This window comes from Mesorhizobium tianshanense (genome assembly GCF_007830515.1).
Lineage (GTDB): Bacteria > Pseudomonadota > Alphaproteobacteria > Rhizobiales > Rhizobiaceae > Mesorhizobium > Mesorhizobium tianshanense.
On record NZ_VLKT01000023.1, the window covers coordinates 76,825 to 90,988 of the forward strand.

Here is a 14,164-nt window from a genome sequence, read left to right on the forward strand (position 1 = left end):
CAGATTGGATTTCAACAGATTAGGGTATTTTGACATTCAGCCGGCCTGGCTTGAATCCATACACTGAAACGCCGCGCGTCCTCTGGGACACGCGGCGCTCTAACATTTTGAATCTTGGCGGAACTTGAAACTGCTGACGCGATCAGCGGCCATCCGGCGTACGCAGGCCGATCCACTTGTCCTTGACCGCATTGTAATGCTCTTCGGGTCTGTATTTCGTCACCTGAAGGGCGAGACGGTCGACCGAAAGATGTCCGATAGCCGAGAGGATGGCATAGCTCGCCACCACCAAATCACGTTCAGAACTGGCCTGGTTGATCTTGGCGGTGATGAGGGTGGCCTGGGCATTGAGGACGTCGAGCGTGGTGCGCTGGCCGACATTGCGCTCCTCGATGACGCCGCTCAACGCAAGCTGCGCCGCGGCGATCACCTGCCGGTTGGCCACCACGGTTTGCTGGGCGGCAGTGTACTGAGTCCACGCCGAGGTCACGGCTTGCCGCACGGTGTCGCGGCTGACATCGACCTCGATCCGCGCCTGGCCGAGCGATTCCTTATTCTGGCGCACCGTCGCCGAGTTCCGCCCGCCGGAATAGATCGGCACGGTCAACGTGGCACCGATGCTGGCCGAATTGGTTGTGCCATCCGACTCCCCGAATACACCTGGCACGGTGTTGCGATAGGCGCTCGAAACGCCGGCGGAAGCCGAGAGCTGCGGCAGCAGCGCGCCTTCGGCCGATTTCACCGAAAACGCCGCCGCGTCGACCAGATGCTGGGTGGCGAGGATGGCGGGGTGCTCGCTGGATGCAATCGCGACCGCCGCATCGAGGTTCCGCGGCAACAGCTTCGACAGCGGCGAAGCGGCCCTGAGCTTGCCCGGCTCGTCGCCGACGATCTGGCGATAGGTCGCAGCGCTCGCCAGCGCCTGCGCGCGGGCGGCGGCGAGTTCCGCCACGGCGGAGGAGCGCTCGGCATCGGCTTGCGCCACGTCGGTGCGAGTGCCTTCGCCGACCTCGAAGCGCGAACGAGCCGCGCGCGCCTGCTCGGTCAGGAACTGCAGATTCTGTTCGGTTAGCACCGCCACTTGCCGATCGCGAATCACGTCCATGTAGGCGCTTGCCGCATTGAACAAAATGTTCTCTTCGGTGTTGCGCAGGCTCTCGACCGAGGCGCGGACCCGCGATTCGGCGGCGGCGACATTGTTCTTGGTCTGAAAGCCGTCGAACAGGGTCTGGTCGATCTGGACGCCGAAGTTGCCGGTGGTTAACGCGAAGCTTCGATTCAGCCCGGGGACATTGCTACGGGCATCGAAATGGCTGCTGGAGTAGTCGATGTCAGCGGAACCGGTGATGGTCGGGCGCCAGCCCGACTTGGCGATGGCGACGCCCTCGTCGGTGACGCGGACGCCGGCGCGGGCCGAATTGAGCGAGGAATTGTTCTGGTAGGCCTTCGAAAGTGCGCCAAGGATGGTTTCCGCCGAGGCGGCCAGCGGAGAAAGCGCGGTCGCCGAAACGAGGACGGCGGAAAAAAGACTCTTGCGTAAAGACGGCACGTTATTCCCTCATTCGTTTTGCATGGGAACCACACCGCGACGGCTTCTCCCACTCGAGCAGCCGGCGCGGTGTGTTTCAGGTTCCCTGCTGTCAGCCCCCAAGAGTACCCCAGTCATGCGATCAGCAACGATTGTTCAAACCCAAGCGAACATGACAACGCCTCGGCTGCAAGCCAAAATCACTCAGAACTCGAACGCACGAATACGTTCAAATCCGGGTAGTGGCTTAATTGCCGCATTAAATGCGCCTCTTCCGGTTACACCCCCCCCTGTTTTAATAAATAATCGGGCGACACCCGAATTCCCCTGCCCTTCGACGGCGACGAGACGACCGCCTTCCGCAAGCTGGTCGAGCAGCGGCGCCGGCACTTCCTCCACACTGCCGCCGATGAAGATGACGTCGTAGGGTGCCCGCGCGGCATGGCCTTCCGGCAGCGACCCCTTGACCACGCTGACGTTGTCGCAGCCAAGTGCCGAAAGCGTCGACATGGCGGCATCGGCCAATGCCGAATCGCTTTCCAGCGCGACGACGGACTTCGCCAGCCTCGACAGGATCGCCGCCGCATAGCCGGTGCCGCAGCCGACATCGAGCGCCGAATCGCCAGGACCGATCTCGGCCAGTTGCATCAGCTTGGCCAGCGGCGAAGGCTCCATGAGATAGCGTGGACCATCCGCCCCCTTGGCAATGCGGATGTCCTCGTCGATATAGGCAAGATCGCGCTGGCCGGGGGCGACAAAGGCCTCGCGCGGCACGACAAGCATCGCCTCGAGCAGCGGGGCGCTGGTCACGTCGGTGGTGCGGATCTGGCCATCGACCATTTTCACCCGACGTTCGGCAAAATCAGCGCTCATGTTCCAACCAATCCGCCCAAAACCAATTCACCTGCCGCGCCAAGACCGCGACTCGTTTCGACCGGAACTCGAGCACCCTGGCGCCGGTGCGCGGGAGCTTGAGCATTTGGAGGCCTCGCCCGGAATCGAACCGGGGTGCAAGGATTTGCAGTCCTCTGCGTAACCACTCCGCCACGAGGCCTCATTGCTCCCGGCGTTCCACCCGGTTCCAATAGGTTGCGGCGAAAATGCCGTCAAGCGGCCATGGTGCATTCCGGACGGTTTCCTCTGGGTCCACGATGCCACGTCGAATCGTCGATACGTATGCTGCAATTAATGTATTAGTTATAATATATTAGTTAACTGTTAACTACAGAATATGGCGAGGGGAGGCGCTGGGGCATGGACCTTACGTGAGGGACGCGGGAGGGACGCTATGCTCAAGAAGGTTTGCGAGTGCCTGCAACAAGCAGGCCGGCAATAGCCCAGATTGAGTCGAGCCGGCAAAACGCCCCTTCACAGAGGCTTGCCAAGTTGCCACTTACACACCTGGTCAGTTCGGCCGCCGCCGCCGTTCCCACCACACGACGAGCCTGCGCCGATGGCGGCGCACCAAGGCAAACTCGTAGGAAAGCACCAGCAATCCAAGCGGTATCATCCAGAAACCCAGGATTGGCAGGAAGCCAAGAATGCCGCCGAAGATCAGCACCGCGCCGATCGCAATCCTGAGGCCGCGCGAGCGCGGCATGGTGAACTGACGGCCGAAGACCGATATTTTCCGTGCCGGTGGATGGTTGTGGCTTGCTGCGCTCATGTCTGGTTTGCTGGTCCGTTCGGGCAAAGTAAAAAACACCACCTGACGAAAGCTGCAACCGCGTTTTCGGTTCCGCGCTCTCCGCCAGACGGCTAATATGAGGGCGCCAGCGCACGATTGCGAGAAAGCGCCGGGCGAAAAAAGCACCGAAAAAATACGAAATGCTTCTTTGCAAAGCCGAAACGGGTTTGCTATAGGCTGCGCCACTCACATGAGAGCCTCTGTTCCCCGGTAGCTCAGTGGTAGAGCAACCGGCTGTTAACCGGTTGGTCGCTGGTTCGAATCCGGCCCGGGGAGCCATTTACGATTGATTTCATTGGGTTTTTAGCGCTTTTTTGAAAGCCTCCCCGCTTTCTCTCCCCGCTTTTGGCGACTCCATCTACGGTGCGGGAGAGGGTCACAGATCTGGAAAAATGCGCCGTGACGCGGCTGGCAACCCACGGATCTTGTTGCCAGCCTCAAACCATTTGGCTTTGGCGTTGCCCTCGACACGCAGCGAGTTGTTGAACTCCTCAAGCGTACATCCTGCTATGGCGGGGACTTGGCTGATGTCCGTTGTTACGATTAAGCCAATTATTTCGTCTCCAGAAATGCAGGTTGGCTCGTGCCCCAAAAGAACAATGGGGAGATCCCCTCGGTACCTTGCAGCTTTGCCGTAATCCGGCAGGCTTACGTTCTTTCCTTCCAAGTGCATGCCCCAAGCCTCCCAAAGGTCAATTGGCTTTACCTCAGCAAGAACGTCGCAAAAGCTGGTCCTAATCTGGAAATCGGGAATCCAGCCCGGGAGCTTGCCGGGCTCGTATTGCCATTCCCAGCCACAAAGATCGAAGAACGCAGCCCACTGTGCCTCTAGCTGTGAGCGGAAAATGACGTCACGGTATGTCGTCTGTTTCGCCCTAATGCCGTAGTTCGCCTTAAATTCAATTGGGTCACTCACTTCCGCACCGCACTCCTCTGAAAAGCCTTCACAAGACACTGTACCTCACAGGATGCATAAAGCGTGTGTTGGGGGTGGTGCGCCCGGCCTCAAACGATAGTTGTCGGGAGGCGCGTACGCGATCTGGGAATTTTGCTAACCTATGTCCTGACCAGGATATTGGCGGTCGATGTCGCGCATAATCCCGCGAATCTCGTCTATCTGTCTAAACCAAAAGCGGTCCGAAAGTTGGGCAAAATCTTCATCACTCGGAATAGAACGGCCAACCACCGCAATTACGCGAGAGACCCCGAACGGATCGGGATCTATAACATGTGAACTGGTATTAATTGCAAATTTGAATTCGCAAGAGATGAACGTTAGGTGCCAAACGTCCGCACCGTTGGGATATCCCTGCATCGGAACACGGCGCACCACCTCGAGCCGTTGAAGCTGTTCTATCTTCGGCTGCAACATTCCCATATTTACGCTGTAATGGTGAAAGTTACGGCCTTTCCTACCCTTCAAGCCAGAAATTAATCTACCAAGCATCGCACCCACCTAGTTTGTAACAGTAATTACGATCCACAAAAGCTTAAGGGTGACTTACTGTTATCAGAAAAACTGGACCGTACCAAACGCCAAAGAAAACCCCGCCGAAGCGGGGCTTGTCGTTTCGGTGCGTGGGTAGAGTCAGTCGAGCGGCAAGCCCACGATACTAATTTGCATCACGACGCTGAAGTCGTCGCCGGCTTGCCGAGCAGCACTCACTGCTGACTCGTATTCGGTGTACCGGGCGATCGGCTCAACAAAACGAGGCAGGCCCCGGTCGTCCTGCCAGCCAAGGTAGTAGCCGTCCACACGGTAACTCTTGCTTCCCCAAAAAGTGCCCGCTGGCGGCCTCTCCGGTTCGAAGGCAATGTGATCCTCGTTAACTGTGGCGGTGGTCATGTGTGTGGCTCCTCGTTGCGTTCCTGTGGCGTTTTCGCTACGGTGTACACAATACTTGAGGATATCGCCACGTCAAGGCGATTTCGCTACGGAGAAGCGATTTGTCACCGGCACAATGCAGAATGGCTAGAGCAGCTTTGCAGATCGGCGTTCGCGAGTTGGCAGATGCCGCGAAGGTGTCAACCAATACGATAACGAGATTTGAAAAGGGAGAAGAGCTAAAGGAGAGAACCGTCGATGCTTTGCGCACCGCACTCGAGGCGGCAGGTGTCGAGTTCATCCCCGAGAATGGCGGCGGCGCCGGGGTGAGACTGCGGAAGTCACCCACGCCCAGGCACCAGTTACGCGACGGCGAAGCCGGCATCATCGAAAACAACGAGATGTAGGGAGCGTCGCAGCAGTGGCCTACACAGTGATTTGGTACGGAAAACAGGGGATTGTTGAAAAGACGCTCTTCGACGCCGAAAAGGCCGCAAGAGATCACGCGCTGGCGACATTCGATGCTCGAAAGCAGGATGGCGGTATCGTGGCGGTGGAAGTACGCAAAGACGACGGCACGGTTGTATTCAGTCAAGCGGGCGGCGGGATAGACGGTGGCGGTTAGGGAGACGCGCCCTTGCCGGCCCCCTCGTGTCTTCGGAACTGCTTTGAACCATAGCGCGTTGATCTTCGGAACTGGGAGACTGCAACGATGTCTGTGCAAAAAGAAGACTATCGAACGAACAGAGCGGACTTCGCGATTGCCGCGAAGCGTGGCCGAGCGGCCGCTGATGGCCATCGCGATGAACTGCTGGCAAGAAAAAAGAAGCCCGTGCAGCTAAGAGATCGGCGATCCGCCGATTTGGCAGCAAACCCGTCGGACAGCTCGCCAGAACCGAATACCAGAAAGCGCAGCTAGCGAAACGGACGCGATCACGGAATTGCTCGAATCGCCATACGCGGTACTATCCAACGGCAGCGGATTCCCCAATCCGTTAGGCCGGTACCTATCAGAGCCCCCGCCCAAACTGGTGCCGGCCGCCTTCCCTCGGTTCCTAACGCCTTTTCGGCTTCGGCGTGATCTCCTCGATGCGCACCTTGCCACCGATCTCTTCCACCATCGCCTCAGCTTTCGCCTTATCCTTCGTGACAAGCACCGTGCGCCAATGCGGCTTTTCGAACACGCTCACGATGTAGGTTGTTGCCGGCTGCATCTGTATGGCGCAACCCTGTTGATGGATGCGGCGCAATGCCGAAAAGCGCATTCTGCCGAAGTCTGGATGAGAGCCTATCAATCCCTATTGGGCCGCACCTAAATTCCAGATGTCCCGATGCAGGCGCCATGTCCCGTCGTCGCCCTTTTTCCAGACGACGATGTACTTGCCCGCAACGGTGGAGAGGGCGCCGTCTTTGCTCGGCACATCGAGCGTAAATGCGCCAACTTCGTAGGCGAGGTTCGCGCTCTCTTCCACTTCTAGCGCCTTCAGGGTGAGATTCTTCATCCCGCCTTTGATCGCGCCCTGCCAGAATTCCTCCACGCCCTTGCGGCCATCGACGCGCTTGCCGTCAGGCGGGAGCACGGCTGCGTCCTCGGTATACAATTGTCCTACCGCCGCCGCGTTTCCGCTGTTGAAAGCGTCCGTGAATTTCGTCAGCGCCGCTTCGATGTCCTCGCGGGCCGACTGGGCGGTCGCAGACAATGCAGACGAAAGAAGCAGCACAGCAGCAAATGCAAATGACTTAACCAGTCTCATCTCGTCCTCCCCTTGCGTGATCGACATATCCACCGGATGAATAGCGCCCAACACGAGTACGCCGCCGCGTCCGCTCAATGGCCAGGTCATGATTTACATTAGGCTTATCTGATATGACGGCGCAAGCGCAGTTGCGCGCCGCGGCGCGCAGAGCGCTCACCAGCGCGCGTTTAGGCTCGCTGCTGTCCTACACCGCCGAAGCGTCCCCGCACGTCCTGGCGCCCGCCAGTGGCTGCCGCGCTTGGGGTTAGCCCGCGCCTATAAAGTACATCAAAAGGCCCCAAACAGCAGCCAGTGAGGCACCACCTATGAGCAGTGACTGGCGCCGCCGTTTGACGGGGTGGATCGGCTTCTTCCCCTTGGCAGCCTCGACAGCCTTGGCAAACTTCGCGGCCTTGGCAGCCTTCGCGGCTTTGGCAGCATCATCATAGGCGGTATAGAGGCGCCGGCCGTCCTCTCCAAACCGATCGCTGTTCGGATAGGCCTTCTTCGGCTTGGGTTTTGGGCGAAGGAAACTCATCGGGCTTGCTCTCGTGTATTTAGCACATGCTTGTATTTCGTCTGAAGCAGGATCATCATGCAAGCGGGTTTAGTGGGTTTAAGGGAGGGCGTTATGGAATTTGCAAGTTGTTATGTGCAGGACTGGACTGTTCTCGCGTCTTCGATGTTCCTTACCGTCACGGCTGCCTTCATGGTTTTGGGCGCAATCGCCGCTGCGCGGTTGATTGCGATGTCAGGCACGAGGTCTGTCGAACAGCCTCAGACTGCGTAAAGCCCCCGCGCAAGATGGACTCTGCTCCGCAATAGACGCATTCTCTCCTCGGGGAGAAGGGTCGTGGGCAAAGTCCGCCGATATCAAGGCGCCAATCAGGCTGGCCAGTGGCGAAAGCGCCTCCGGAATCGGCGGCGGAGTTCGTGGCGGCTGCGATATCTCTTTCCCTTGGTGATGGTTCCCCTCGCTGTCTTTCTCACGGCAAGCCCGAGCAGCCTTGAAGCTATCGCTGGTCTCATTCCCGCCGGTCTGCTCACTGGCATCGCAGCCGACGGCAGTTGCGATATCAAAGGCAACATTTCCATCAACACAGGTGAGCGGATCTATCACGTCCCCGGCCAGGAGTATTATTTCGAGACCAAGATCAGCCCTCAGTATGGCGAACGCTGGTTCTGCACCGAGGCAGAAGCGCGAGCGGCCGGCTGGCGGAAGGCGCGCCGATGAGGCGCGTTTGCCTGACGGCACTATTCGTAACAGCGGCTCTATCTGCTCACGCCGATGGCGATCGCTGGAGCATGATACCTGCTTGCGTGTCGGCAGTCGGGGCACTGACGGCACTCAGCATGGCTGTCAAGATCGTTTCGCCCGTCAGGTCAGTCCGGATCGATCCGTATCTCGGCAATCGGCTCCTGCACGCCGAAGAAGATTTCGCCGCGCGTATAGCAAGGATCGAGTTCGCGACGCGTGACGACCACGGCACATTCGTTCATCATTCGGCACATTGCCTTTTTCGGAATCGCCGCCTGACTGGGATTAGCATCGACGGAGATGTCGATGGGAAGATCATCATAGAGTGACCCGCGCGGGGCTACCTCGGCGGAATTACCGGGCAACTGGGTGGGACGCCCTCACTTTGCCGCTCATCAGCCTCTAGGGAATGCTGCGGTCGGCACAGGGATCGAGCCATCGGTGTCGTAGCGGCAGGCGCCCTTGGTGATTCGGATTTCGTCCAGGGAACCATTGAGATTGCCGGTCGCGCCGAAGGCGCGGCCGATCTCCAATGCGCCTGTGGAATTGAACATCGAGGAGGTTGCCGGCGTGGCGCTGCCGTCCAGCGCGCCATTGACCCACTGCCTGATCTTTCCGGCGCTATTTTTCGTCACAGCAATATAGTTCCAGGCGTTGAGGTTGAGGTTGTTGGAGTTGCCCACCAGGACGCTGTTCCCGACGGTCCCGTCGAAGGAATGGCGGAACCCCATTTTTGACGAGCTGTACGTAAAATAAAAGCCCACGTTGCTCGTGCTGGGTGCCTGGCCGATGACGCGCATGTTCGAGCCGGTGACGACCGGATAGAAGAAAAACTCAATGGTGTAGAGGTCGGAATTGGCGTCCGAAAGATCCCAATCTGTACTGTCGGCGATCGACAGGTAGTCGCCTGTCCCATCGAAGAGGCATGACGACGATCCGAACTTCGCAAGGGCAGTGTCGATTTGAGCATTGCCGTTGAAGGCGACCGAATGCGCGGATGGACTTTCGTCCGTGGTGCTGGTCGCGCCATCGGAGCCCTCGAAGTCGAGCAGCAGAACAACGTTTGCGAAATGCGGATCTGCGGCCACCACCACCTCAATGCTGAAAGACGCCAGATCATCGGTCCCGCCTATGTCATCAGTTACCCGAATGACGATCCCCGACGACGTTCCAAGCGTCGTTGGGGATCCAGAAACCACGCCCGTCGAAGAATCGAGCGATATCCCTGCCGGCAGCGAGCCGCTATGAACGGTGAAAGTGTAGGGAAGCACGCCACCGACCGCCGAGACCGTGAAATCGTCGTAGGCAAAATCCTTCACAGCGATCAGAATAGGCGTGCCGGAGATTGCCAGGACGCTAGGTGGCGGAAGAAGCTCTGGCTTGGGGACGTGCTGTTCCACCAAAGTGAACGGCCCAGCCGACGCGAAGGCGTTCGATGTGCCAGGACCGATCGGAAGCGTGAGCAAGTTCTGGTCGGCTTCGTATCTGACCGGAATCAGAAAATCGCAAGTGACAGTGACCGCTTGACCGGCTGTCGGCGCGCTCGTGAAAGCGATCCAACCATCCTCCGTGTTGAAATCGACAGTTTCGACCTGTGTGACGCCTGCAACCTTAACAACAAGATTGGAAACAATGGCCAGCGGTCGACGGTATGGCCGATCCGCGTCGGCATACGTCTTGGCAATTTGAAATTCTGTCGTGGTCCCATCACCAGTGCCGATGTTTTCGTCGGTCAGCGTGTTGTCGAGTGGGTCGCGGAGCGGGAATGCATTCGCAGAACCGCGCCGCCCCAACACATGTGCCATGAACGAACGGATTTCGGCCAGCGGGCGATTGTTCAGGGAAACATCGTAGCGCCACAGCGCAACTTGCCAGTCCTGATTGCGGTCCTCATAGCCGCCCATGAGTGGGATGACGGTCGTTTGAAAGACCGGCCCCATCTTCATGTCGAGCGCGAACTTGTTATTGATGGCGACAGTATCGACCATTTAAGACCTCGCCGATTGCAATAGGAGTTCCGCCTGGCGTTGGGCAAGGCAGTGCGTTCGCGCCGCGGCGCGTTGGGTGGGTTTGGTCATATGGGGGGATCCTATGAAAAGGCCGCAAGGAATGCGGTGCGCCATTATGCCAGCAATGCTGACATAATTGCTTCACAGATTGTTGTTGTGAAGAAAAAGGCTATCTGTTTACTTGCTAATCAAGTTCCGCATAGAAAAGAGGCAGGCGATGATTCGTCGCCCGCCTCTGTCTTTAAGCGTACTCGCGGTAAATGTGGCGCCGAGTGGACGAACAAGACCGCGAGTCCGCTCCCTAGCAGGTCGGTAACTAGCGTCCTGAGGCTTTATTTGCAAGCCACAGGAGCTACGACCATGGATAAACATCCTCCCAAGGTGCCAGATGCGAATGCTCCACTTCGCTCGAAAGGAGCATTCTATGTCAGACGTTCAGGTGACTTGTATCAATAAACTGCCTCGGCAGAACACCCATGAAGGTATTACCCACCTCGGGAATTCGACCGGGAAATGGACTAGAGCTCAAGTCATCCAATGGATAGAAGAAAAGACAAATACCTTCTACACATCGGTCGGCGGCAAGCGCGCCAATATCGGTGTGGTCATAGGACAGAACGGTAAGTACGTCCGCACCTACGCCGACGGCCAGTGGAGTGATAATTTGCTCGCACTCCCCGAGTGCGCGTGAGTTAACTGACATCGGTCGCCGCCGGCTTAATTGCTGGCGGCGACCTTTTCATCGGACTTTCCGCTTTGCAAAAAATGGCGCGGCAATCGACAGCGAAAGGACAAATGATGGCCGTTCGGACTATCGGCATGGACGAACTAGATGGGTTCCAGCTTGACGAAGCTGGCCAGCTATATTGGCGAGGTCAGGCTGTCGTATTACGCCAGCGCATTACCTTAGGAACATGGGAGTTGGCCGTCGCCGCGGTTGCGTCTGCTGCAGCTGCAGTTGGTGCGATATTCCCAATAGGCGTCTATTTCCATTGGTACTGACGCTACCTGAAATACTTCGCCGCAGGATCGTCCTCCGCTGGCGCCTGCCACCCAACCTTTGAGAACTCTGCTGGCGTGGCGCCGAGTGATTGCAGGCAAAGCCGCAAGAAGGTTCATGCCCGACACGCCGAAAAGAACCTCGCGAAAGCGGCCGCACAAGTAAGCGGTGATCCCCACGATTGCGCGGTGGCTGGAGTTAAGCCACATGGTCGCGGCCATGGCACCCTCTGCCCTCGCGTGCGGGTTGCGTGATCGCGGAAGTTGCAATTCCAGATCTGGCGGGGCAGTTTTCCGGCACGCGCCCTGTCATTGAACCCGACGAGCGCGCACGAAAGAGGGTCGGCGTTCGTCGCGCCGGCCCTTTTCTTTCTTACGTCTTACCGGCACGCCGTTTCCGCTTACCAGGCGGCCCGAATTCCCGTTCCGCCCAGATCGGGCGCTCCGGAGGGCGAAAGCCGACATGGAATTCTGCCATGAAATCTAGAATGTCTTCTCCGATGCGATGCCAGGTCGCCTCAGCCAGGGGGCGCGGCACTTCGTGGCGATCCTCGACAATGCCTGCATCGACCAGATCGCTGAAAAAATCGTAGCCGCTCATCATCATCATTAGCCAAGCCTCGGCCTCATCGGGGCGAGCCTTGGCCTTCCTGCGTCGTACTGGCATTGTATCGCTCCCTACGGCTGACTGCTGCACCACGCCAACAGCGGGTCATAGCCGGCTGCATGGCACTCCCTTTCCATTCGCTCTAACTCGTCTCGCTCGGCCGAGGTCAGATCTTGCCGCTGCCACAGGTCCCAAACCCTGCGCAGGGCCGCAACCGGCATGCCGTCGCGGCGTCGGTCTGTTCGCCTTCTAACCGGCATCAGCGCCGCCTGCCGTAGTCAGCGGTTCTAGCTGTCCGCGGCGCCTCGGGTGCGCTGTCGCCGTCGAGTGCTAACTCTCGAATGAGCCTGGCGAAGGAAATCCTGGCGTTCTGCAGAATTCCGACCTCTGGTCTTTCCTTCGGCTGGCCGAAGCGGTCAGTGAACGTCTGGCCGTCTTTGTCGAGCACCTCACGCGCGGTCTGTGCTTGATCCCAAGCCTCGGCCGCAAGCGTCAGAAGACGGATATGGTGGCCGTCCAATTCAAAGTCGGAAATGACCGTTTTGAACCACTTTTTGGTGGCAGGACGCAGATGTGCAGGAGGTTTTTGCACCTCATTCATTGGTTAATCTCACTGTTTGAAGGGCCGGAATCCTTATGGCGAAAGGATCGCGCCGAATATTTTCTCAACCGGGGCAGCACGCATATGCTCAATTGGATGCGGCCGGTGTGTGGAGTCGACGGCGCCGAGGACCGAATCGCCCCCCCCTGGCCTCACCTGATGCCACGCGCTCGATGTGCTGCTTCACGGCGCCTGATGCGCTCCGCTGCTGCCGTCGCGTTGGTGGAGGCACGGGATAGCGAAGCAGATGTCTCGGGGTATGCTGGCATGGGGGTCAACGTGACTTCCCAGAGTGTAGCCTCCTCAACGATACGCAATGGCAACTGCTCATAGTCGCCTTCGTCCCACGTCTCTCGAGTCACAGTGAAGCCGAAGCTGCAGCCTTTAACGTCCTGACGACCCACCGTCCCGATCGCCGTAAGGCCGTCAGGGGTGGTTTCGTCGGGGTTAAGCCCGAACCATAAACCAATGCGATCAGAACGCAGATCCAGCGTGCCGGCTGCTGTGCGACCAAGCGGTCGATCATAGTTGTGATTCCAGAGTGCCAGGACGTCAGGCCGCTCGCGAAGGCTCCTGTCAAAAGCGGACGGCGCGATCTTCTCGCGGAACAAATTGCCGATGGTCGTTTCCGAGTTAAACATCACGCAGTAGCCGGAAATAAGATCAGCCATTCCGCTTTGCCCGCCGCTCCATCTTCGCCAACTGGATGCGCTTGGCAATTAGCGCCGCGCTCTCATCGTTGCCCGCGTGCTGCGAGGCGCCAGGCAAACGAACCATGCGGCGGATTGGACGTCGCTTGCCCCCTTCAGTCGCATGCTCAACCCGGATTTCATTCAGGCGCTCACTGTGCATGGCCGGCATCCCTTACATCCTTGATGTACGTTGCGACCCGACGCTGTGCGTCACGATGGTCGCCCATGAAGAACGGGCGGATTGGCCCGAGCGACGCCCAAGAGACACCTTCTGCTTCGATGGCCAGGATTAGCTCGTTGAGTTCGCCATGCGCCACGTCGGCCGCCTGCAGGGCAGCAACGAGGGCTGCAACACGCTTGGCAACCTCCGGCCGTACTGCATCGCAAACGGCCTTGTTGGACTTGGTTTCTAGCGCCAGGCGGCGTTTTTGAATCTCTGCCAGGGCGGTCTCGCCGACGGCAATGCGATGCCGTGCATCTGCGATGGCCTTGCGCTTCGATGATTTCGAAGAGGGACTGTCGCCGAGCAACGCAGCCACGTCAGGGTGAACCTCGGCAGACCGCCTAACTCAGGCAGCGATTCAGCCTGCGTCGGCACGCGATAGTCAGGGGCTTTTGGCGTGACGCGCGGTGGGCGAACATCGGCGGCGACCGGCTTTGGTGCGCGGGGGAAGATGTGGGCCATTAGTGGCTCCTCTCGAAGAGATATTGAATGCAGTCGACAAAAGCGCTGCCGTTGATGGTTGTGCTCTTGCGGTGGCCGTTGGCCTGCCAATTCGTGGCCAGGGCGCCTGGCGCGACGAAGCGTTTAATCTGACCGCTTGTAGCGTCGGTGATTGCGACCTCGGGCCAGTTAGCTACGACCTCGATCCGATCGCGACGCAAAAGATCGGCGTTACCGTGAATGGCGATATCAGCCATGATGTCGAGCTCACGGCCGGCCGTGTCGATGCTTGCCGGAGCATCGGTCAAATCGGCGCCGCCTGGCGTGAGAGCACGATAACGCTCAACAGCGTCTGGCGCCTCGTGCAAAGCAGTGTCAGCGGCAAGCGCGATAATGAGCGAAACGACATCATGCGCGTCTAGTTCAGGTGCGATGCCGGGCGCTCCGAGTGGCAATGCGCCCCGCTCCTGAAGACGGCGGGAAACGGTAATGCTGCGAGATTTTGGAAATCCAATGTGCCGCTCGATTGCGGATAGGCAGTCTCTAAGGGTGGCCATG

21 protein-coding genes and 2 tRNA genes are annotated in these 14,164 nt (G+C 58.7%); 6 read left to right on the plus strand and 17 right to left on the minus strand.

What is annotated here, in order from left to right:
* Nucleotides 1-142 precede the first annotated feature (142 nt).
* The 4 genes from IQ26_RS18975 to IQ26_RS18990 all read right to left on the minus strand — a co-directional run bounded on the left by IQ26_RS18975 (nt 143) and on the right by IQ26_RS18990 (nt 3,194).
* Entirely contained in the window at nt 143-1,549 is a 1,407-nt protein-coding gene (locus IQ26_RS18975) for a TolC family outer membrane protein (RefSeq protein ID WP_145719883.1), read from the minus strand.
* Nucleotides 1,550-1,732: 183 nt separating this feature from the next.
* Nucleotides 1,733-2,401 (minus strand): protein-L-isoaspartate O-methyltransferase family protein, encoded by a 669-nt coding sequence (locus tag IQ26_RS18980; RefSeq protein WP_145719884.1) that lies wholly within the window; start codon nt 2,399-2,401, stop codon nt 1,733-1,735.
* Between the two features lie 107 nt (nt 2,402-2,508).
* Nucleotides 2,509-2,582, minus strand: a tRNA-Cys gene (locus IQ26_RS18985).
* A 351-nt stretch (nt 2,583-2,933) separates the two neighbouring features.
* On the minus strand, nt 2,934-3,194 hold the full coding sequence (locus IQ26_RS18990) for a hypothetical protein (protein ID WP_145719885.1): 261 nt from the start codon (nt 3,192-3,194) through the stop codon (nt 2,934-2,936).
* A 225-nt stretch (nt 3,195-3,419) separates the two neighbouring features.
* Here IQ26_RS18990 and IQ26_RS18995 point away from each other — a divergent pair.
* A tRNA-Asn gene (locus IQ26_RS18995) sits at nt 3,420-3,494 on the plus strand.
* Nucleotides 3,495-3,591: 97 nt separating this feature from the next.
* On the opposite strand, the gene IQ26_RS19000 is transcribed toward IQ26_RS18995, so the two are convergent.
* The 3 genes from IQ26_RS19000 to IQ26_RS19010 all read right to left on the minus strand — a co-directional run bounded on the left by IQ26_RS19000 (nt 3,592) and on the right by IQ26_RS19010 (nt 5,061).
* Nucleotides 3,592-4,131 carry a hypothetical protein gene (locus tag IQ26_RS19000; protein WP_145719886.1) on the minus strand — a complete coding sequence of 180 codons (540 nt, stop codon included), beginning with the start codon at nt 4,129-4,131 and terminating at the stop codon, nt 3,592-3,594.
* A 135-nt stretch (nt 4,132-4,266) separates the two neighbouring features.
* Entirely contained in the window at nt 4,267-4,662 is a 396-nt protein-coding gene (locus IQ26_RS19005) for a hypothetical protein (protein WP_145719887.1), read from the minus strand.
* Nucleotides 4,663-4,803: 141 nt separating this feature from the next.
* Nucleotides 4,804-5,061, minus strand: coding sequence for a hypothetical protein (locus IQ26_RS19010; RefSeq protein WP_145719888.1), 258 nt, complete (start codon nt 5,059-5,061; stop codon nt 4,804-4,806).
* Between the two features lie 137 nt (nt 5,062-5,198).
* Here IQ26_RS19010 and IQ26_RS19015 point away from each other — a divergent pair, with 137 nt between their 5' ends.
* From IQ26_RS19015 to IQ26_RS19025, 3 genes are all read left to right on the plus strand, one after another.
* Nucleotides 5,199-5,447 carry a transcriptional regulator gene (locus IQ26_RS19015; protein WP_407660214.1) on the plus strand — a complete coding sequence of 83 codons (249 nt, stop codon included), beginning with the start codon at nt 5,199-5,201 and terminating at the stop codon, nt 5,445-5,447.
* 14 nt (nt 5,448-5,461) lie between these two features.
* On the plus strand, nt 5,462-5,665 hold the full coding sequence (locus IQ26_RS19020) for a hypothetical protein (RefSeq protein ID WP_145719890.1): 204 nt from the start codon (nt 5,462-5,464) through the stop codon (nt 5,663-5,665).
* A gap of 87 nt (nt 5,666-5,752) precedes the next feature.
* Nucleotides 5,753-5,959: a hypothetical protein gene (locus tag IQ26_RS19025; protein WP_145719891.1), complete on the plus strand. Its 207-nt coding sequence runs from the start codon at nt 5,753-5,755 to the stop codon at nt 5,957-5,959.
* Between the two features lie 136 nt (nt 5,960-6,095).
* Here IQ26_RS19025 and IQ26_RS19030 read toward each other — a convergent pair whose 3' ends face one another.
* The 3 genes from IQ26_RS19030 to IQ26_RS19040 form a co-directional block, all read right to left on the minus strand.
* Nucleotides 6,096-6,254 (minus strand): hypothetical protein, encoded by a 159-nt coding sequence (locus tag IQ26_RS19030; RefSeq protein ID WP_162458007.1) that lies wholly within the window; start codon nt 6,252-6,254, stop codon nt 6,096-6,098.
* An 84-nt stretch (nt 6,255-6,338) separates the two neighbouring features.
* The gene (locus IQ26_RS19035) at nt 6,339-6,884 is read right to left on the minus strand and encodes a YybH family protein (protein ID WP_145719893.1); all 546 of its coding nucleotides are present in this window, start codon (nt 6,882-6,884) and stop codon (nt 6,339-6,341) included.
* A 157-nt stretch (nt 6,885-7,041) separates the two neighbouring features.
* A complete protein-coding gene (locus IQ26_RS19040) occupies nt 7,042-7,314 on the minus strand; it encodes a hypothetical protein (protein ID WP_145719894.1) in 273 nt (90 codons plus the stop codon).
* A gap of 315 nt (nt 7,315-7,629) precedes the next feature.
* Here IQ26_RS19040 and IQ26_RS19045 point away from each other — a divergent pair, with 315 nt between their 5' ends.
* Complete coding sequence (locus IQ26_RS19045) at nt 7,630-8,010, plus strand: sunset domain-containing protein (RefSeq protein WP_145719895.1); 381 nt, start codon at nt 7,630-7,632, stop codon at nt 8,008-8,010.
* A 419-nt stretch (nt 8,011-8,429) separates the two neighbouring features.
* Here IQ26_RS19045 and IQ26_RS19050 read toward each other — a convergent pair whose 3' ends face one another.
* On the minus strand, nt 8,430-10,022 hold the full coding sequence (locus IQ26_RS19050) for a DUF2460 domain-containing protein (RefSeq protein WP_145719896.1): 1,593 nt from the start codon (nt 10,020-10,022) through the stop codon (nt 8,430-8,432).
* A 445-nt stretch (nt 10,023-10,467) separates the two neighbouring features.
* Here IQ26_RS19050 and IQ26_RS19055 point away from each other — a divergent pair, with 445 nt between their 5' ends.
* The gene (locus IQ26_RS19055) at nt 10,468-10,734 is read left to right on the plus strand and encodes a DUF3892 domain-containing protein (protein WP_145719897.1); all 267 of its coding nucleotides are present in this window, start codon (nt 10,468-10,470) and stop codon (nt 10,732-10,734) included.
* Between the two features lie 681 nt (nt 10,735-11,415).
* Here the strand turns inward: IQ26_RS19055 and IQ26_RS19060 are convergent.
* The 6 genes from IQ26_RS19060 to IQ26_RS19085 form a co-directional block, all read right to left on the minus strand.
* Nucleotides 11,416-11,709 (minus strand): hypothetical protein, encoded by a 294-nt coding sequence (locus IQ26_RS19060; RefSeq protein ID WP_145719898.1) that lies wholly within the window; start codon nt 11,707-11,709, stop codon nt 11,416-11,418.
* Between the two features lie 199 nt (nt 11,710-11,908).
* The gene (locus IQ26_RS19065) at nt 11,909-12,250 is read right to left on the minus strand and encodes a P27 family phage terminase small subunit (RefSeq protein ID WP_145719899.1); all 342 of its coding nucleotides are present in this window, start codon (nt 12,248-12,250) and stop codon (nt 11,909-11,911) included.
* A 152-nt stretch (nt 12,251-12,402) separates the two neighbouring features.
* Nucleotides 12,403-12,921, minus strand: a complete 519-nt coding sequence (locus IQ26_RS19070; RefSeq protein ID WP_145719900.1) for an HK97 family phage prohead protease — start codon at nt 12,919-12,921, stop codon at nt 12,403-12,405.
* Nucleotides 12,914-13,102 (minus strand): hypothetical protein, encoded by a 189-nt coding sequence (locus IQ26_RS19075; protein WP_162458013.1) that lies wholly within the window; start codon nt 13,100-13,102, stop codon nt 12,914-12,916. The genes IQ26_RS19070 and IQ26_RS19075 overlap by 8 nt, the downstream gene beginning before the upstream one ends.
* Nucleotides 13,092-13,481: a hypothetical protein gene (locus tag IQ26_RS19080; RefSeq protein ID WP_145719902.1), complete on the minus strand. Its 390-nt coding sequence runs from the start codon at nt 13,479-13,481 to the stop codon at nt 13,092-13,094. The genes IQ26_RS19075 and IQ26_RS19080 overlap by 11 nt, the downstream gene beginning before the upstream one ends.
* Nucleotides 13,482-13,626: 145 nt before the next feature.
* Entirely contained in the window at nt 13,627-14,163 is a 537-nt protein-coding gene (locus IQ26_RS19085) for a hypothetical protein (RefSeq protein ID WP_145719903.1), read from the minus strand.
* Nucleotide 14,164: the final 1 nt, after the last annotated feature.